At 70.8% G+C, this 17986-nt stretch carries 15 protein-coding genes; 9 read left to right on the forward strand and 6 right to left on the reverse strand.

The window, feature by feature from the left end; genetic code table 11:
• Window positions 1–65: 65 nt before the first annotated feature.
• The 7 genes from ACFY2X_RS15310 to ACFY2X_RS15340 all read left to right on the forward strand — a co-directional run bounded on the left by ACFY2X_RS15310 (window position 66) and on the right by ACFY2X_RS15340 (window position 7639).
• Window positions 66–2057 carry an acetyl/propionyl/methylcrotonyl-CoA carboxylase subunit alpha gene (locus ACFY2X_RS15310; protein WP_389938173.1) on the forward strand — a complete coding sequence of 664 codons (1992 nt, stop codon included), beginning with the start codon at window positions 66–68 and terminating at the stop codon, window positions 2055–2057.
• Complete coding sequence (locus ACFY2X_RS15315; protein WP_389938174.1) at window positions 2054–2854, forward strand: enoyl-CoA hydratase-related protein; 801 nt, start codon at window positions 2054–2056, stop codon at window positions 2852–2854. The genes ACFY2X_RS15310 and ACFY2X_RS15315 overlap by 4 nt, the downstream gene beginning before the upstream one ends.
• 98 nt (window positions 2855–2952) lie before the next feature.
• Window positions 2953–4824 carry an acyclic terpene utilization AtuA family protein gene (locus tag ACFY2X_RS15320; RefSeq protein WP_389938177.1) on the forward strand — a complete coding sequence of 624 codons (1872 nt, stop codon included), beginning with the start codon at window positions 2953–2955 and terminating at the stop codon, window positions 4822–4824.
• A gap of 86 nt (window positions 4825–4910) precedes the next feature.
• Window positions 4911–5942: a phosphotransferase family protein gene (locus tag ACFY2X_RS15325; RefSeq protein WP_389938180.1), complete on the forward strand. Its 1032-nt coding sequence runs from the start codon at window positions 4911–4913 to the stop codon at window positions 5940–5942.
• 159 nt (window positions 5943–6101) lie between these two features.
• Complete coding sequence (locus ACFY2X_RS15330; RefSeq protein ID WP_389938182.1) at window positions 6102–6308, forward strand: hypothetical protein; 207 nt, start codon at window positions 6102–6104, stop codon at window positions 6306–6308.
• Between the two features lie 151 nt (window positions 6309–6459).
• Window positions 6460–7311: a helix-turn-helix domain-containing protein gene (locus ACFY2X_RS15335; protein ID WP_389938185.1), complete on the forward strand. Its 852-nt coding sequence runs from the start codon at window positions 6460–6462 to the stop codon at window positions 7309–7311.
• 67 nt (window positions 7312–7378) lie between these two features.
• Window positions 7379–7639, forward strand: coding sequence for a hypothetical protein (locus ACFY2X_RS15340; protein WP_389938188.1), 261 nt, complete (start codon window positions 7379–7381; stop codon window positions 7637–7639).
• A 232-nt stretch (window positions 7640–7871) separates the two neighbouring features.
• Here the strand turns inward: ACFY2X_RS15340 and ACFY2X_RS15345 are convergent, their stop codons facing one another.
• The gene (locus tag ACFY2X_RS15345; RefSeq protein ID WP_389938191.1) at window positions 7872–8990 is read right to left on the reverse strand and encodes an MFS transporter; all 1119 of its coding nucleotides are present in this window, start codon (window positions 8988–8990) and stop codon (window positions 7872–7874) included.
• Window positions 8991–9098: 108 nt separating this feature from the next.
• Between ACFY2X_RS15345 and ACFY2X_RS15350 the strand changes: the two genes are divergently transcribed.
• Both ACFY2X_RS15350 and ACFY2X_RS15355 read left to right on the forward strand, forming a co-directional pair.
• Window positions 9099–10499, forward strand: coding sequence for a PLP-dependent aminotransferase family protein (locus ACFY2X_RS15350; protein WP_389938193.1), 1401 nt, complete (start codon window positions 9099–9101; stop codon window positions 10497–10499).
• 614 nt (window positions 10500–11113) lie between these two features.
• Window positions 11114–11515 carry a DUF6463 family protein gene (locus tag ACFY2X_RS15355; RefSeq protein ID WP_389938196.1) on the forward strand — a complete coding sequence of 134 codons (402 nt, stop codon included), beginning with the start codon at window positions 11114–11116 and terminating at the stop codon, window positions 11513–11515.
• 70 nt (window positions 11516–11585) lie between these two features.
• On the opposite strand, the gene ACFY2X_RS15360 is transcribed toward ACFY2X_RS15355, so the two are convergent.
• The 5 genes from ACFY2X_RS15360 to ACFY2X_RS15380 all read right to left on the reverse strand — a co-directional run bounded on the left by ACFY2X_RS15360 (window position 11586) and on the right by ACFY2X_RS15380 (window position 17985).
• Window positions 11586–12221, reverse strand: a complete 636-nt coding sequence (locus ACFY2X_RS15360) for a TetR/AcrR family transcriptional regulator (protein WP_389938199.1) — start codon at window positions 12219–12221, stop codon at window positions 11586–11588.
• Between the two features lie 305 nt (window positions 12222–12526).
• On the reverse strand, window positions 12527–14599 hold the full coding sequence (locus ACFY2X_RS15365; RefSeq protein WP_389938203.1) for an ArnT family glycosyltransferase: 2073 nt from the start codon (window positions 14597–14599) through the stop codon (window positions 12527–12529).
• Window positions 14596–15783 carry a glycosyltransferase gene (locus ACFY2X_RS15370; RefSeq protein ID WP_389938544.1) on the reverse strand — a complete coding sequence of 396 codons (1188 nt, stop codon included), beginning with the start codon at window positions 15781–15783 and terminating at the stop codon, window positions 14596–14598. Before ACFY2X_RS15370 ends, ACFY2X_RS15365 begins: the two co-directional genes overlap by 4 nt.
• A gap of 160 nt (window positions 15784–15943) precedes the next feature.
• Window positions 15944–17281, reverse strand: coding sequence for an ATP-binding protein (locus tag ACFY2X_RS15375; protein WP_389938206.1), 1338 nt, complete (start codon window positions 17279–17281; stop codon window positions 15944–15946).
• Window positions 17278–17985 (reverse strand): response regulator transcription factor, encoded by a 708-nt coding sequence (locus tag ACFY2X_RS15380; RefSeq protein ID WP_389938209.1) that lies wholly within the window; start codon window positions 17983–17985, stop codon window positions 17278–17280. Before ACFY2X_RS15380 ends, ACFY2X_RS15375 begins: the two co-directional genes overlap by 4 nt.
• Between the last annotated feature and the right edge of the window lies 1 nt (window position 17986).

Here is a 17986-nt window from a genome sequence, read left to right on the forward strand (position 1 = left end):
CGGCCCGTCCCCCGCCCGCCGTACCGGGCCCGCTCACGCTCGCACTCGTCGCACCGGGCCCGCTCATGATCCGCCGCCTTCTCGTCGCCAACCGGGGCGAGATCGCCCGCCGCGTCTTCCGCACCTGCCGCGACCTCGGCATCGAGACCGTCGCGGTCTTCTCCGACGCGGATGCCGACGCGCCGCACGTGGCGGAGGCCGACCACGCCGTACGGCTCACCGGTGTCAAGCCCGCCGACACCTACCTGTCCGCCGGAAGGATCGTCGACGCGGCTCTCCGGACCGGGGCGGACGCGGTCCATCCCGGCTACGGCTTCCTGTCGGAGAACGCGGCGTTCGCGCGGGCCGTGATCGACGCCGGGCTCACCTGGATCGGCCCGTCCCCCGAGGCCATCGCCGCCATGGGCTCGAAGATCGAGGCGAAGGCCCTGATGGCGGAGGCCCTCGTCCCGGTGCTGCCGAGCTTCACCGCCGGGCCCGGCTACTCCGCAGACGACCTCGAACGAGACCTGGACACCCTGTCCGCCCGGATGGACGGGCCGGCGTCCGGGCGGCCGGTCCCCCTGCTGGTGAAGGCGTCGGCCGGTGGCGGCGGGCGCGGGATGCGGATCGTGCGGCTGGTCGGCGACCTGCCGGAGGCGGTCGAGTCGGCACGGCGGGAGGCCGCGTCGGCGTTCGGGGACGGGACGGTCTTCGTCGAACCCCTGCTGGAGAACGCCCGGCACATCGAGGTCCAGATCCTGGCCGACCGGCACGGGACGGTGTGGGCGCTGGGCGAGCGGGAGTGCTCGATCCAGCGGCGGCACCAGAAGGTGGTCGAGGAGGCTCCCTCCCCGGCCGTCTCGCCCGAGATGCGGGCGCGGTTGTGCGAGGCGGCCGTCAAGGCGGCGGAGGCGATCGGATACGTCGGGGCGGGGACCGTCGAGTTCCTCGTCAAGGACGACACGATCGCGTTCCTGGAGATGAACACCCGGCTCCAGGTCGAGCATCCGGTCACCGAGTGCGTCTACGGCATCGACCTCGTCGAGTTCCAGCTGCGGATCGCCGAGGGCGCCCGGCTCCCCGGCACCCCGCCGCGCCCGTCGGGTCACGCCATCGAAGTACGGCTCTACGCCGAGGACCCCGGCCGCGACTGGCTTCCGCAGAGCGGCACCCTGCACCGCTTCGACCTGCCCGGTGTGGACTCCCGCTTCTCCCCTCTGTCCCACGGTCTCCGGCTGGACTCCGGCGTCGAGGACGGTTCCGAGATCGGCGTCCACTACGACCCGATGCTCGCCAAGGTCATCTCCTACGGAGCCGGCCGCGCCGACGCCGCGAGAAGACTCGCCACCGCCCTGGCGAACGCGAGGATCCACGGGCTGGTGACCAACCGGGATCTCCTGGTCAGGATCCTGCGCCACGAGGCGTTCCTCGCGGGAGACACCCACACCGGGTTCCTCACCGAGCACGGGCACGACCTGGCCGCCGAACCGCCCGCCGTACCCCTGTCCGCTCTCGCCGCTGCCCTCGCCCAGGCGGCGGCGAACCGGGCTTCGGCGACCGTGCAGGCCGGGCTGCCCAGCGGGTGGCGCAACGTGGCGTCGCAGCCACAGCGCGTGGCCTTCGAGGAGGCGGAGGTCGCCTACCGGATCACCCGGGACGGCCTGCGGGCCGAGGGTTTCCCCGGCACGAGACTGGTCAGCGCCGCCCCCGACCTGGTCGTCCTGGAGACCTCCGGCGTGCGGCACCGCTTCGCCGTGGCCCGCTACGACGGTGTGACGCACGTGGACTCCCCTCTCGGCGGCGTACGGCTCACGCCCCTGGCCCGGCTCCCCGAGCCGGTCGAGCACGTGGCCCCGGGGTCCTTGCTCGCGCCCATGCCGGGTACCGTGCTCCGCGTCGATGTGAAACCCGGCGAGCCCGTCACCGCGGGCCAGGTCGTCGTGGTGCTGGAGGCCATGAAAATGGAACATCAGATCACCGCGCCCGCGGCGGGCACGGTGTCCGCGCTGAACGTGGCACCAGGCCGGCAGGTCGAGGCGGGAGCCGTGCTGGCCGTGATTGAGGAGCAGGCATGAACACCGATGGGGGTTGGCCAGTGGAGCGCCTGGTGCGCAGGGAGGTGTCCGGAGGGGTCGCGACGATCACTCTGGACTCCCCGCGCAACCGGAACGCGCTGTCCGTGAGGCTGCTGGGCGACCTGGAGGACCGGCTCAACTGGGCGCTCGCCGACGAGAGCGTGCGGGTGATCGTGCTCACCGGGACCGGGCCGGTGTTCTGCGCCGGGGCGGACCTGAAAGAGCAACGGATCGACCCGGGCAACGCGCACGAAGCGCCGGTGACCGCGTCGTTCCCGGAGATCATGAGCCTGATCTGGGAGAGCCCCAAGCCGGTCATCTGCCGCCTGAACGGCACCGCGCGCGCCGGAGGACTGGGCCTGGTGGCGGCGTGCGACTTCGCGATCGCCCCGGACTCGGCGTCGTTCGCGTTCACCGAGGTACGGCTCGGCGTGGTTCCCGCGATGATCTCGGTGACCGTGCTGCGGCGGCTCGACCCCCGGGCAGCGGCCGAATACCTGCTCACCGGAGAGACCTTCGACGCCGCCCGCGCGCAGGAGATCGGGCTGCTCACCCGGGCCGTGCCGGAGGAGGAGCTGGACAGGACGGTCGCCCGTTACACCGACATGCTTCTACGCGGAGGCCCCGAGGCGCTGGCGATCACCAAGCAGCTCGTGCGGACCGTGCCCACGCTTTCGGTGGAGGAGGGCATGCGTCAGATGGCCGAACTGTCCGCCCAGCGCTTCACCTCCGCCGAGGGTCAGGAGGGCATCGCCTCCTTCATGGAGAAGCGGCCCGCGTCCTGGATTCCCCGGTAGGACGTGTTCGCGGACCCTTCCACCTGCCGCGGCCGCCCCGGCGGCGCCCCGCCGCGTACCGCCGCCGACGTCCACGGGCAGTACATCGAGGAGACCTGATGCTGCGCATCGCCAACTGTTCCGGTTTCTACGGCGACCGGCTGTCGGCCGCCCGGGAGATGGTCGAGGGTGGCCCGATCGACGTGCTCACCGGCGACTGGCTCGCCGAGCTGACCATGCTGATCCTGGCCGGAAACCGGCTGAAGGGCCGTCCCGGCTACGTCCCGACCTTCCTGACACAGGTGGAGCAGGTCCTCGGGACGTGCCTGGAGCGGGGCATCAAGATCGTGTCCAACGCGGGCGGGCTGGACCCGGCCGGGTGCGCCGGCGCGGTGGCCGAACTGGCCGGCCGGCTCGGGTTGACGGTGAAGGTGGCGCACGTCACCGGGGACGACCTGTCCTCGCACGACCTGCGCGGTGTGCCGAACATGGACACCGGGGAGGAGCTGCCCTCGGCGCCGCTGACCGCCAACGCGTATCTGGGGGGACGGCCCATCGCCGCCGCCCTGGCGGCCGGGGCGGATGTGGTGGTGACCGGCCGGGTCACGGACGCCGCGCTGGTCACCGGTCCGGGGATCTGGCGCTACGGCTGGAAGCCCGGCGACTACGACGCGCTGGCCGGATCGGTGGTCGCCGGGCACGTCATCGAGTGCGGCTGCCAGGCGACCGGCGGGAACTACGCGTTCTTCGGCGAGGTGCCCGGCCTGGAGCGCTGCGGGTTCCCGCTGGTGGAGCTGGCGGCCGACGGATCCAGTGTGATCACCAAGCATCCCGGGACCGGGGGGCTGGTCTCGGTCGGGACGGTCACGGCGCAGCTCCTGTACGAGATCGGGTCGCCGCGCTACCTGGGGCCCGACGTGGTGGCGCGCTTCGACACGATCAAGCTGGAGCAGCAGGGACCCGACCGGGTCCGGATCTCGGAAGTGCGCGGGGAGGCTCCACCGGACACGCTCAAGGTCGCCGTCAACTACCTGGGCGGCTACCGCAACACCATGACCATGGTCCTGACCGGCCTGGAGATCGAGGCCAAGGCCCGGCTCGCGCAGGAGGCGATCTGGTCGCGCGTTCCCAAGGAGTCCTTCGACCAGGTCCACGTCGAGCTCACCCCGCTCGGCGGCACCGCCCCGCCCACCCGGACCACCTCATCCGGCGAAACCGTCCAGCCCGCCGGCACCGCCCCACTCACCGGCACCACCCCACTCACCAGCACCGCCCCGCTCGCCAGCACCGCCCTGCTTCGCGTCACGGTGATGGACGCCGACCGCCGGAAGGCCGGGCGGGCTTTCTCCTCCGCCGTGGTCGAGACGGGTCTGGCCAGTTACCCCGGCTTCTACGGCCTCACCCCTCCCGGCGACGCCTCCCCCTACGGCGTCTACTGGCCCGCTCTCGTCCTGGCGGAAGCCGTACGGGCACGCGTCTGGCTCGACGGCCGGGAGCTCGAAATCCCGGAGCCCGACGGCTCGGGTCCCGGCGGCGGGGAGCCCGGCGGTCATGGGCATCCTGTTTCCCCTGTGTCCACCACGTCACCTGTTTCACCCGAGGCGCCCGCACGGACAGATGCGCGGCGGAGCGGGCCGGTGCTCGATGACGGCGACCGGCCGGCCGTGCGAACCCCACTGGGAACGATCATGGGCGCCCGCTCCGGGGACAAGGGCGGGAACGCCAACCTGGGCGTCTGGGTCCGCACGGCCGAGCAGTTCGAATGGCTGGCGGGCTATCTGACGGCCGAACGGCTGGCAGAGCTTCTCCCGTTCACGGCGAAGCTCACGGTCGAGCGCTTCGAACTGCCCAACCTGCTCGCGCTCAACTTCGTCGTCCACGGTCTCCTCGGCAGGGGCGTCGCGGCCAGCCCGCGCCTTGACGCCCAGGCCAAGGCACTGGGCGAGGAGCTCCGTGCCGCGCTCGCGGACATTCCCGGGTCTCTCCTCTGAGCGCCGCACGACAGGTCTATTGACCCGTCATGGCTCGGCGCCGTAAATTCGCCCTAACTAGAACTTCATTCGGTTAAGGTGGGTGAATGACCTCCACGCACATCGACGTCAGCGTGATCGACCTCGACGCGCTGGCCGCGTGGATGGACGGCCAGGGGCTGCCGGGCGGGGCATTCGAGCGCGTCGAGCCGATGACCGGCGGAACGCAGAACATCATGGTGCGCTTCGACCGGGGCGGGGCGTCCTACGTGCTGCGCAGGCCGCCCCTCCATCTCCGGGCCAGGAGCAACGAGGTGCTCCGGCGGGAGGCACGGGTGCTCGCGGCGCTCAAGGACACCCCGGTCGCGGCTCCCCGTCTCATCGCGGCCTGCGCGGACGAGACAGTCATGGGGGGCGCGGTCTTCTATCTGATGGAGCCGGTTCAGGGGTTCAACGCCACCGTCGGGCTGCCCGAGCCGCACGCCGGCGACCCCGCGATCCGCCATCGGATGGGGCTTGAGGCAGCCTCGGCGCTGGCCGAGCTCGGACGGGTGGATCACCTCCCGCTCGACGGCTTCGGGCGGCCCGAGGGGTTCCTCGAACGGCAGGTGCCCCGGTGGATGGGCGAGTTGGAGACCTACGCGGCGCTCGACGGCTATCCGGGACCGGAGATCCCCGGCCTGTCCGAGACGGCCGGCTGGCTGGAGCGGAACCGGCCCCGGGACTTCACTCCGGGGATCATGCACGGGGACTACCACCTGGCCAACTTGATGTTCGCCTACGACGGGCCCAGGGTCGCCGCGATCGTCGACTGGGAGATGTGCACGATCGGGGACCCGCTGCTGGACCTGGGGTGGCTGCTGGCCACCTGGCCGGCCTCGGACGGCGAAGGCGTGATCGCCGGCCATCATGTCGCCGGGCTGCCCGCCGCCAAGGAGATCGTCGACTGCTACGCGGCCCTGTCCGACCGGGACATGTCGGCCGTCGACTGGTACGCGGTGATGGCCTGCTTCAAGCTCGGCATCATCCTGGAGGGCACCCACGCCCGCGCGTGCGCGGGCAAGGCTCCCAAGGACATCGGGGACCTGCTCCACGCGGCCACGCTGAACCTGTTCGCCCGCGCGCGGACGTTCATGTGAGGACCGCCCGCCCTCTTCCCGCCGACCCGGAGCCGGGTCGCGCTCCACCCAGATGGGCGAAATATGCGTAATTTAGCAAATGAAACCTTCTCGCAACCTTGCGAACTCTAAGATTGCACGCAATTGCATCATGAGGCTGGCTCGGGGAAGGAATCAGTCATGCGTTTGCGGTTTCTTGGCTCCACCTCGGAGGCGGGCGCCTGCCCCTCTCTCTACGAAACCGACCGCGGCACCATCGTCGTCCAGGGTCTTCACGTGACCGACCCCGAAGCCCTGTCCGACCTTCGCCACGTCCTGGACGGCGAGACCGCGATCGAGGTCCCCCGGGAGCTGCTCTCGGAAATCGCCCGCCGGGTGCTCCTGTAAATATTGATCACGATTGGGAAGACTCCTATGGCATGACCCGCTCACCGGGTCTAGCCTCGTGCGCACCATGCGGAAGGCCTCGTAGGGGCGCGGAGCAGATGAGCCGGCAGGCGCGACGTCATCGCGTCCCACGGCCGGCGAAGGAGATCGGGTGAGCGGGTTCCAGCAGGGCCGGGCCGAGCTGGGCATGCAGCTGCGCCAGTTGCGCGAGGCGGCCCACCTGTCCGGCAAGGAGCTGGCCGAGCGGCTGAAGTGGCAGCCCTCCAAGGTCTCCCGGATCGAGAACGCCCGCCAGACCGCCACCGAGGACGACATCGCCCTCTGGGGCCGCGCCGTGAACGCCGCCCCCGAGACCATCGAGGAGCTGGTCGAACAGGTCCAGGCACTGCTGGAGCGCCAGGACTCCTGGCGCCAGCGGCACCGCAGCGGGCTGGCCGCGCTCCAGGAGGACATTCGCGACCTGGAGGCGCGGACCACGCTGTTCCGGGTGTTCGAGCCGGGCGTGGTCATCGGGCTGCTGCAGACCACCGAGTACGCCCGGAACATCTTCACCCGGATCAAGCGCCTCTACAACGCGCCCGACGAGGTCGACGCCGCCATCCGGGTGCGCATGCAGCGTCAGGAGATCCTCTACGACCAGAGGAAGAAGTTCAGGTTCATCCTGCCCGAAGCCGTGCTGCGCTATCGCCTGGCCCCGCTGGACGTGATGCGCGGCCAGCTCGACCGGCTGCTCGCCGTGACCGCGCTCCCGAACGTGGAGTTCGGCGTGGTTCCCTTCGAGGCGTCCCTTCCCTCGGCCCTGCTCAACGGTTTCTGGATCTACGACCGCGATCAGGCCGCGGTGCCGACGAGAACCCGGGACCTGATCCTGCGCGACCCGGAGGACATCGCCTTCTACGAGCGGACCTTCGACGAGTTCTGTGAGGTGGCGGCCTTCCGGGAGGACGCCAGAGCGGTGATCGTCCGGGTGCTGGAGGACTTCGCAAGACAATCCTCTGATTAATCCCTGCAATTGCTTGATTAACATCCCAAGATCGTGCAATTCTCTGTCAAGACGGAGGTGACGCACGATGTTGGACACACTGTCTTGCCTGGAGAAGTTCGCCACTGCGACGCGGCGGCATGCCGACCTGGCCGTGCAGAAGATGTCATTCGGGGACCCCGCTTACGTGTGCGTCCGCAATCGCTTCAGCAGCACCCTGATGGAGACCGTGACCTGCTCGCAGGACGGCGGCTTCATCACCTCGTGGGGCTACCGGCTCGGCAGCACCGACAACATCGAGGACGCCGCCGCCCGCCTGGCGTTCCTGCTCGCGGCGCTACCGGCCTAGGTTCCGTTCCGAGTCCGGATCAGATCGGGGTCATCGCCTCGGCGGTGATGTACCGCTCGACCATGTCCTACGGTGGAAAACCGAGTGGCCTGGCCATCGGCCAGGATGACGGCCTGCCGCACTGTGCTCGTAATCGCCATGAGCGAACCCCAGCCCCGGCCGTGGCATGTTACCCGACGTCCATCGACAGCTGCTGAGCGCTTCACGTAGCAGGGTCAGCGTGTCCGCAGGTTCAGCGGTCGCCTAGCGCGGGGACGACGGCGGCGAGCATCAAGGCCGCGGTGAGGGCGAAGGCAAGGGGGTACCCGGTCCATTCGGCGAGCAGGCCGAACACGACCGCGCCCGCCCCCATGCCGGCGTCGTAGGCGAAGTTCCACAGGGCGGTGACCGTCCCGTAGCCGGAGGGAGCGACCCGCGCGTACATCAGCGTCAGCGTGGCGTTCTGCGCGACCCCGAAACCCGCGCCGAACAAGGCCACACCGATGACGACCGCGACGGCGCTGTGAACGGGCACCATGAGGACCATTCCGGCGGCCGAGGCGAGCAGAGCGGGCAGGACGAGGCCGGTGGCTCCATGCCGATCGCCGTAGCGGCCCGCGATCCAGCGGGCAGCGGTCGACGCCGCTGGGTGGACGAACAGGGCGACGGCGACCACGCCGCTCAGCGACGCAGGGACGGCGAGCGGAAGGAACGTGACGATGATCCCGGCTCCGAGAGCGGTGGCCGCGAAGACGACGGTGGGCCGGGCCAGGGCACCCGTACGAAATCCGGTGAGCACGCCGATCGGCGGTTCCGACGCCCGATCGGCCCCTGCCCCGGCGGGAAGGCCGGGTATCACCACGAGCGCGGCCAGCGCGACGACCGCCCCGACGACGAAGACGGGACCGTATCCCACGTGCGCCGCAAGCCACACCCCGAGTGGCAGGCCCACCAAAGAGGGCACCCCGGACACGACACCGATCAGGCCCAGCCCCTCGCCCCGACGCTCCGGCGGTATCAACGCGGCCGTCAGCGCGCCGCCCGCGACGATCGTGAACGCGAAGCCCAGGCCGCGTAGCAGGCAGGCTGCCACGATCCACGTCATGCTCGCGGAGACGGCCAGCGGCAGCGCGGGCACGCCGAGCAGGACGAGTCCCGCCGCCAGGGGCAGGCGGTGACCGTAGCGGTTGACGAGGCGCACAGCGGTCAGCTCACCGGCCACCGTGGCCAGCATCAGTGCCCCCGTGGCCAGCCCGGCGGCGCCGCTCCCGCCGGAGGCCGTGGCATACAGGGGCACGACCGACAACAGCAGGAAGAAGCTCCCCGAAGCGCCGACCACGGTCACGAACCGCAGCATCAACGCTCTGGTCACCAACCGAGGCCGCGCGTCGGCGACGGGATGCCGATCCGCAGATTCATCGCACAAGGTCATGGAGCGAAAGGCTAAATACCGAGCGGATCGCCGATAAGCTCCAATTCCATGCCGTTGGAGTGGTCCGGTCTGTCGCCAGATCTGTTGCTGTCCATCGACAGGACGAGCAGCGAGCCGCTCGGGTGCCAGCTGGAACGTCAGGTGCGGGAGGCGATCCGGTCCGGACGGCTGCGGGTTGGCGAGCGGCTTCCGTCCTCGCGCCAGTTCGCCCGCGAACTCGGACTCTCACGCGGGCTGGTGCAGGAGTGCTACGCCCAGCTCCAGGCAGAGGGATATCTGGTAGCACGCGTTGGCTCCGCCACCCGGGTCGCGGCCGGCGCCTGCGCCCCCGCATCCCCCGCGACATCACCGGCGCCGCCACGGCACCTGATCGCAGACTTCCAGTGGGGCGTTCCCGACCTGCGCGGATTCCCGCTGCACGACTGGCTCTGGGCGCTACGCGAGGCAGGACGCGCCATGCCGGCCGCCGCACTCGACTACGGGGACGCGCGTGGCAGCGCGAAACTGCGCGAAGTCCTGGCCGCATATCTCCGGCGGGTACGCGCCGCCGCCGCAGACCCCGAACGCATCGTCATCTGCTCGGGCTACATGCAGGGGCTCGGCCTGGCCTTGCGCACGCTGGCGGAGAGCGGCGTACGCGCGGTGGCCTACGAGGATCCGGGATCGCCTCCCACGATCACCTCGGCCGTGGCCGCGGCGGGCCTGTCGGCGATCCCCGTGCCGGTCGACGAGCACGGCGTCGACGTCGACGCCCTCACCGCGACCGGCGCCCGCGCGGTCATCGTCACTCCCGCACATCAGTGGCCGACGGGGGTGGCACTGGCCCCCGAGCGGCGGCTGGCGCTGATCGACTGGGCGGAGCGCCGGGACGCGGTCGTCATCGAGGACGACTACGACGCGGAGTTCCGCTACGATCGCGAGCCCGTGGGCTCGTTGCAGGGGCTCGCGGCGGACCACGTCATCGCCATCGGCACAGTGAGCAAGTCGCTGGTGCCCGCACTGCGCCTCGGCTGGTTGCTCTGCCCGCCCGCGTTGTCCGAACGGATCGCGGCGCACAAGCACGTGAGCGACCGAGGCTCCCCGATACTCGACCAGCACGCCCTCGCCAGACTGATCGAGTCGGGCCGGTACGACCGGCACCTGCGCCGGATGCGGACCACGTACGCCGCACGGCGAACGGCGCTGCTGGCGGCGCTCGAAGAGCACTGCCCAGGCGTGAAGGTGACCGGTCTCGCGGCCGGATTCCACGCGGTCGTCCATCTGCAGGAGCGAGACGACGAACAGGCGGTGATCGCTGCCGCCCTGGACAGGGCAGTCGGGTTGTACGGGATGAGCGCGTGCCGCTCGGCCCAGGTCGCCGCGCCTGTCCAGTTGGTCCTGGGTTTCGGCAACGTTGGCGAGCGCGCCATCAAGGAGGGCATCGCCGCAGTGGGCGACCTGCTCTCCTGAGCGACGCTCCGATGCCGGCCGTTGCCCCGGCCTGCCTGGAACCTGGCGGCGGCGGCCTCACCCCTCGCTTCGTGTGAGCTCGTGGCGCGGGGCCCGAGCGGATCAAAATACAGTACATAACTGTATTTAAATACTCAGGGGCTCGCTATTTAAAATACAGAATAGTGCTGTATCGTATCTGTCGCAGTCGCGGGCGGCCTGGGCGCCGGCCTGCCCGGAAGGACGCCGCGCCCCCGAGCCGTGTCAAAGCCCGCCCCCTCCGCAGCGCCTCAGCCCCTTCGACCCACACCCGAGCTGGGGCGGTACCGGCGAGAAGGGGGGTCAGCCGACCGGCCTACCCGGGCGGGCACACCGAATGGCTGGTGACCAGCCATGAATCGAATAGCTCCATCCCCGAATCCATCCCCCGATGAGGAGAAAGGGCCTCCGTGAGAATCGCTCTCGAAGAGCAGAAGTGCGTCGGAGCCGACCAGTGCGTCATCGCCGTCATCGAGGCTCCTGAGCAACGGTCACCCTGAGCGACCGGGTGCGACGGCCGCAAGCTCGTAGCCGATCACCGTACGGCACGGCGCCGGCCGCACCCATGCCGAAACACTAGCTTCCAAGGAGTACACATGGATGTCTCGGTCACATCCCGGCACCGCACGGTCATCCTCGCGGGCCGGATCACGGTCTTCCTCAGCATGCTGCACCTCGTCGTGACCCTCGCCTTCAATATCCGGCACCTCTCCACATGGTTCTCGGGTGGGCTGTGGTTCCCGGCCAACGGTCTGGCTGATCCGTTGCCGGCCCTGGGCGCCTTCTGGCTGACGATCGGCTCGTTCTCCTTGCCGCTGCTCGTCTTGGGCCTCCTGATCGCCTGGATCGGTCACCGCGCCGTGATTCCTCCGGCGTTCGTGGCATGGCTGATCGGCGGCTGGTGCACCATCGGGGCCGTCGCCTTCCAGCTGTCAGGGTTCATTCTCCTATGGGTCCCCGCGGTCATGCTGCTGCGCGCCGGCCGGAGGAAGGCTTGACTGCCGCGGCCACCGCCGCCGCCCCGCGCCCGTCTCCCGGAACCGAGGGAGGCGGACGGCGCCGGGAGGCTCAGGAGGAGAAGACCTCCGGATCGAGGCCGACCTCGCGGGCGGCGGCGACCCGGGCGTGGTGCAGCAGCCGGCCGCGGGACATGTTTCCGGCGTGCAGGGTGTAGCGGACGACCAGGCCGTCGAGCATGCCGTCGATCCGCTCGGCCGAGCCCTGGGGGTCGTCGCAGACGAACTCGCCCGCGGCCACACCGTCGGCGATCACCTGGCCGAGGATGTCGATCCAGGCGCCTTCCAGCTCCAGCAGGATGGTCCGTACGTGCTCTTCGCGCACCCCGACGGCCCATGCGTCGAGCCAGAGGATCCAGCTCTGGTCGGAGCGGGAGGCCGGGATGTAGAAGCGCAGGACGCGGTCCAGCCGCTCGACGGCGGTTCCCGGCCCCGCGGCGATCTCCTTCAGCCGCTGGACCTCCGCGTCGCTGGTGCTGCGGAGCATCTCGGTGATGAGATCGTCTTTGGTGGCGAAGTGATAGTGGATCAACCCGCCGCTCACGTTGGTCGCCTTGGCGATGTCGGCGACGCGGGTGCTGGCCAGTCCCCGTTCGAGCACGACCCGCCGGGCGGCTTCGAGCAGCTCCGCACGGCGCTGGTCGGCCTGGTCGGCCCGGCTGCTCCGCGTCCCTTCTTCGCTATGCACGGCGCAAGACTACAGCAATACGGCCTGGTGATCCCCAATATTACTGACTAGCCATTCAGTTAATGGTTTGTTCCCGTTCCGCCTGCCTCGCCCGGCGAAAATGCAACGATCCTCCCGGGTGGAGGAGCCCCGTTCCACGGCGGCCCCTTTCGCCCTGTCGGCAGTCTGGGCGGCAGGACCGGCCGCCCGAAACCGGCCCGATCGCGGGGAGGTTCCGGGCGGCAGGACCGGCCGGAACCTCCCCCCGATCGGGCTCCGCCCGGCGGTACCCGCCTGGGTGGAGCCGTCGCGGCCGAGGCGGTGATTCAGTCGCAGCGGTAGAGAGCCGGGCCTCCCTCGGCGCCGCCGTACTCCGCGGGGGCGACGACGGCGCAGTTGGCCCGCACCCACGTGCTCGCCTCGGCGCTTCCGTGCTCGGGACCGCCTCGGCCACCGTCGATCATCAGATGCCGGAGCCGTCCCGAGGAGACGAGCTCCTTCAGCCGGTCCACGGTCATGGCGGGGTCGCCGCCGCCGAAGCCGCCCATGGCGATGACGGGCAGACCGGTGGAGAGGATGATCGGTGAAGCGGCAAGCGCGTTGCTCACCGCCACGAGCCAGGTCGCGCCGCCCCGGTTCCGCTTCAGATACTCGATCATCTTCTGGTCCACGGCTCCACCGGGGCCGCCCCGCATCATCCACGCGGGGAGCGTCTGCCGCCCTTGCCCGCCGCCGCCCGGCATTCCCACCGGCGGGTCCTGCGGGATCCCGCCATCGGGGAAACCTCCGGGCATGCCGCCAGGCCAACGCATGCCGCCGAAACCCCCGCTCCCGGCGGGCCCCGCGGTGGGGTTGGGGCCGCTGACGGGCGAGCCGAGCGGGGTCAGGGCGTAGGCGGCGGGACCGGCGAGAGCGCCGACGATCCCGGCGAGCAGGGCGACCACCGCGATCCGCCGCCTGACCCGCCTGCCGAACCGGGCCAGGACCAGCCCGAGCACCGCGACCGCCGTCATCGCGGCCACCGCCCACGCCAGCCAGGGCACGAAGTCCTGCGTACGGCGAAGCACCACGAAGGCCCACGCCCCCGTGACCGCGATGCCCGCGGGCAGTCCCCATGCCCAGGCCCGGGACCGCCGGTAGGCCTGCCACAGCAGCACCCCGCCGAGGCCGGTCAGGGCGGCGACGGCCGGGGCCATGGCCGTGGAGTAGTACGGATGGAAGATGCCGCCGGAGAAGCTGAACACCACGTAGTGGACCGCGAGCCAGCCGCCCCACAGCAGCAGGGCCGTCCGGGTGACGCGCGGGGAACGGCGACCGGCCAGGACCAGACCGGTGATCAGGGCGATCACGGCGAAGGGCAGGAGCCAGGAGATCTGCCCGGCCATGATGTCGTTGAACAGGCGCCCGGCCCCGGACTCTCCGCCGAACCCCCCGCCCGGCATCCCTCCGCCCGGCAGCCCCCCACCGCCGAACGCGCCGCCCGGCATTCCGCCGCCAGGGAACTCCCCCACGCCGCCCGGCATCCCCCCACCGCCGAACCCTCCGCCGAAGATCCGGCCGAGGCCGTTGTAGCCGATGACCAGGTCCCAGACGGAGTTGTCGGTGCTGCCGCCGACGTAGGGGCGACTGGAGGCGGGCCACAGGTCCACGATCACCATCCACCAGGCGCTGGAGACCACCAGCGCGAGGCCCGCCGCGAGCAGGTGGCCGAGACGCCGCGCCACCGTGCCGGGGGCCATGGCCAGGTACACCGGGGCGAGGGCCGGCAGCACCAGGTAGGCCTGGAGCATCTTGGTGTTGAACGCCAGGCCGACGAGGACGGCTGAGACGACGAGGGTGCGCATCCGGCCGGTGCGGATCGCCTCCTGGCAGAACCAGGCGGCCAGCACCAGGAGCAGGACGAGAAGGGTGTCGGGATTGTTGTCCCGGTTGATCGCCACCGTGATCGGGGTCAGCGTCATCACCAGGGCCGCCGGCAGGGCGGCGGCGTGGCCCGCCGTGCCGGGTAGCGCGCGCCGTACGGCCGAGTGGACCACGCCGACGGCGGCGACACCCATGACGGCCTGGGGCAGGAGCATGCTCCACGTCCCGAACCCGAAAACCCTCGCGGTCAGCACCATCACCCACAGCGCCAAAGGCGGCTTGTCCACGGTGATGAAGGACCCGGCGTCCAGCGCGCCGAAGAAGAACGCCTTCCAGCTCTGGGTGCCGGACAGGACAGCGGCGGAGTAGTAGGTGTTGGCATAGCCGTTGCGGCCCAGTGCCCACGTGTAGAGGACGGCGGCCAGGGCCAGCACCCCCCACAGCGCGGGCCGCGCCCAGCGGGGGTCTCCGGGGTCGCCGAGGAACGCTCGCCGTACGGCGGCCCGCCCCGGGCCCGGGGTGGCGTGGCCGGTCATCGGACGGTTCCCTTCGTACGGCGGGGGTTGAAGACCCAGGAGCGCAGCAGCAGGAAGCGAACCAGGGTGGCCAGGGCGTTGGCGGCGATCACCGCGGCGAGTTCCGTCACGGTGGAGGCGCCAGGGACGAGACGGTCGAGGAGGGCCAGGCCGCCGGTGCTGAGCAGGAGGCCGATGAGGAAGGCCAGCCCGCCCTCAAGCTGGTGGCGGAGGGCGCCCGCGCGGCCGGTGACGCCGAAGGTGAAGCGGCGGTTGGCGGCGGTGTTGGCGATGGCGGTGATGAGCAGGGCCAGGGCGTTGGCGACCACGGCCGGTGTCATCAGCCGCAGCGTGACGAACAGGGCCAGGTGGGCCAGGGTACTGATCACGCCGATGATGGCGAAGCTGGGCAGCTGGCGGGCCATGCCGGTGGGCAGCCGGGCCCTTTGGACACGTGGCGGCACCGGGATCCGGGCCGCGCCCGACAGGGTCTTCCGGGCGACTCTGGCCATTCCGCGAAGGTCGTCCATGGCGGTTCTGACGATGTCCACCCGGCTGTCCGGGTCGTCCACCCAGTCGACCGGCACCTCGTGGATGCGCAGGTCGTGACGCTCGGCGAGGAGCAGCAGCTCGGTGTCGAAGAACCACTCCTCGTCCTCGACCGCCGGGAGCAGCGCCTGGACGATCTCGGTGCGGGCCGCCTTGAACCCGCACTGGGCGTCGGAGAAACCGGCTCCCATCGCCGAGCGGAGCAGCAGGTTGTAGACGCGCGAGATGAGCTCCCGTTTGGGCCCCCGGACCACGTTGGCGCCCTTGGACAGCCGTGTGCCGATCGCCAGGTCGCTGTGCCCGGACAGCAGCGGGGCCACCAGCGGCAGGAAGGCGTCCAGGTCGGTGGACAGGTCCACGTCCATGTAGCTGACGACATCGGCGTCGCTGGTGGACCATACCTGGCGCAGCGCCCTGCCCCGGCCTTTGGCGTCCAGGTGGACGGCTCGCACGTGGGGCAGGGCCCGGCTCAGGTCGGTGGCGATCCGCCAGGTGGCGTCGGTGCTGGCGTTGTCGGCGATCGTGATGCGGAAACCGTAGGGGAAGGTGCCCGTGAGGTAGGCGTGCAGGCGGTGGATGCTCTCGGCGAGCACCCGCTGCTCGTTGTGGACGGGAACCGTGATCTCGACCAGCCGGGTGCGTGCCGGTGCCGTCATCTGACTCACGCCGCCCTCCGGGGGTAACGACTCGGATCTCTCATGCCCCCAGGCTCATCAAATGATCTTGAGTGAACCTGAGGCGATCGTTAACACCGCATGAGAAAACCGAAGGCCCGGAATGTCGATCTCGTCAGCTCTATCCGCTCCGCCGGCTCCGTCAGTCCCGGGCGGGGGAGCCGGGCAGCCGCACCCGGGCCAGGGCTCCGCCACCGGCGGCGTTCTCCAGGGTGACCTCTCCCCCGGCCTCCCGTACGGCCTGCGCCACGATGGCCAGTCCCAGCCCGGAGCCGGGCATGCTCCGGGCCGAGGAGGACCGCCAGAACCGGTCGAACACGTACGGCAGCTCCTCCTGCGGGATGCCCGGACCCCGGTCCCGGACGGTCAGATCGCCGTCGCGCAGCCGTACGCTCACCGGGCTCCGGGAGAACTTCACCGCGTTGTCGAGCAGGTTCACCACGGCTCGTTCCAGGGCGGCCTGGTCACCGTGGACGTACCAGGGGTCCAGGTCGGCCTCTATCGGGGTGCCGGAGGCGCGGAGCCCGGCCCGGCGCACGGCCGTCTCGACCACCTCGTGAAAGGCGACCTCGACGTGCGGCTCGTGCTCGTCCTCCGAGCGCGAGAGCTGGAGCAGGTCCCCGACCAGCGTGGACATCTCCTCGAACTGGGCCTTGAGGCCGGCCAGCAGCCTGCGCTTGGGTTCCGGGTCGAGCGGGCGGCCGGTGTTCTCGCTGCGCAGCAGCAGGTCGACGTTGGTGCGCAGGCTGGTCAGCGGGGTGCGCAGCTCGTGCCCGGCGTCGGCGATCAGCCGCCGCTGGCGTTCGCGGGATCCGGCGAGCGCGGCGGTCATCGCGTTGAACGAGGCGCCGAGCCTGGCGATCTCGTCGGTGCCCTCGACGGGGATCCGGGTGTCGAGGTCCTCGGTCCTGGCCACGTGTTCCACGGCGCCGGTCAGGCGCTCCACCGGGCGCAGCGCCGTACGGGAGATGATCGTCCCGGCCGTCGCGGCGCCCACCACGCCGAGCGCGGCCACCCCCGCGAGCAGCAGGGCGAGCGCCCGCAACGTGGACTCCAGCTCGTCCAAGGGCCGGGACTCCATGACGGCGACGCCCGCCTCCACGTTGCGGGTCCGCACCCGCACCGGGACTCCGTCATCCGTGACGCCGTCGCGGATCCGTCCCGCGCCGAGCGGCCCGGCCGCGATCCGCCGGTCCTCCTCGGTCACCTTGACGGCGGGCCACCCGATCGTGCAGAGCCTGCCGTCCGCGGTGATCGCCTGAATCGGCTTGAAGAGCCTTCCGGTGTCCGGCTTCTTCACACAGAGCAGCTGGATCACGTCCCCCGGCGGAGGCGGCAGCATCAGGGACTTGTCGACCTGGCTGAGCAGCTCGGCGCGGGCGATGAACCAGCAGGCCGCCGCGGCGACGGCGACGGCCATCGCCACGGCCACCGTGATCAGGATGGTGAGCCGCGAGCGCAGGGAGCGGCGGCCGCTCACGACGAGGTCCGCAGCACGTAGCCGACGCCTCGGACGGTGTGGATCAGGCGGGGACGCCCGGCGGCCTCGGTCTTGCGGCGCAGATACATGATGTAGACGTCGAGGGAGTTGGAGGACGGCTCGAAGTCGAACCCCCACACCTCGTTGAGGATCTGCTCCCGGGTGAGCACCTGGCGAGGGTGGACCATGAACAGCTCCAGCAGCAGGTATTCGGTCCGGGTCAGCTCCAGCCGCTCGCCGTCCCGGATGACCTCGCGGCTGGCGGTGTCCATCCGCAGGTCGCCGCAGGCGAGCACGCCGTCGTCCCGGGCGGCGGGCGCGGACAGGGCGCCGCGCCGCAGCAGTGCCCTGACCCGGGCCAGCAGCTCGTCCAGCTCGAACGGTTTGACCAGGTAGTCGTCGGCCCCCGCGTCCAGCCCCGACACCCGGTCGCCCACGGCGTCCCGGGCGGTGAGCATGAGCACGGGCACGTGGTTGCCGGCCGCCCGAAGCCTCCGGCAGGCGGTCAGCCCGTCCAGCCGGGGCATCATCACATCCAGCAGCACCAGGTCGTACGGCTCCCGCCCCAGGGCCTCCAGCGCGGCCTGCCCGTCCGGCGCCAGGCCGACCCGGTATCCCTCGAACTCCAGGCTGCTCTGCAGCGCCTCCCTGAGCGCGGGCTCGTCGTCCACGACCAGCACCCGCGCCGTCTCACCGTCGCCCATG

Origin of the sequence: Streptosporangium sp. NPDC000396, from assembly GCF_042898655.1 — a bacterium.
Classification (GTDB): Bacteria; Actinomycetota; Actinomycetes; order Streptosporangiales; family Streptosporangiaceae; genus Streptosporangium.

Coding starts and splice junctions, on each gene's coding strand:
- ACFY2X_RS15310 (WP_389938173.1), top strand. CDS start 66: ATGATCCGCCGCCTTCTCGTCGCCAACCGGGGCGAGATCGCCCGCCGC.
- ACFY2X_RS15315 (WP_389938174.1), top strand. CDS start 2,054: ATGAACACCGATGGGGGTTGGCCAGTGGAGCGCCTGGTGCGCAGGGAG.
- ACFY2X_RS15320 (WP_389938177.1), top strand. CDS start 2,953: ATGCTGCGCATCGCCAACTGTTCCGGTTTCTACGGCGACCGGCTGTCG.
- ACFY2X_RS15325 (WP_389938180.1), top strand. CDS start 4,911: ATGACCTCCACGCACATCGACGTCAGCGTGATCGACCTCGACGCGCTG.
- ACFY2X_RS15330 (WP_389938182.1), top strand. CDS start 6,102: ATGCGTTTGCGGTTTCTTGGCTCCACCTCGGAGGCGGGCGCCTGCCCC.
- ACFY2X_RS15340 (WP_389938188.1), top strand. CDS start 7,379: ATGTTGGACACACTGTCTTGCCTGGAGAAGTTCGCCACTGCGACGCGG.
- ACFY2X_RS15350 (WP_389938193.1), top strand. CDS start 9,099: ATGCCGTTGGAGTGGTCCGGTCTGTCGCCAGATCTGTTGCTGTCCATC.
- ACFY2X_RS15355 (WP_389938196.1), top strand. CDS start 11,114: ATGGATGTCTCGGTCACATCCCGGCACCGCACGGTCATCCTCGCGGGC.
- ACFY2X_RS15365 (WP_389938203.1), bottom strand. CDS start 14,599: ATGACCGGCCACGCCACCCCGGGCCCGGGGCGGGCCGCCGTACGGCGA.
- ACFY2X_RS15370 (WP_389938544.1), bottom strand. CDS start 15,783: ATGACGGCACCGGCACGCACCCGGCTGGTCGAGATCACGGTTCCCGTC.
- ACFY2X_RS15380 (WP_389938209.1), bottom strand. CDS start 17,985: ATGGGCGACGGTGAGACGGCGCGGGTGCTGGTCGTGGACGACGAGCCC.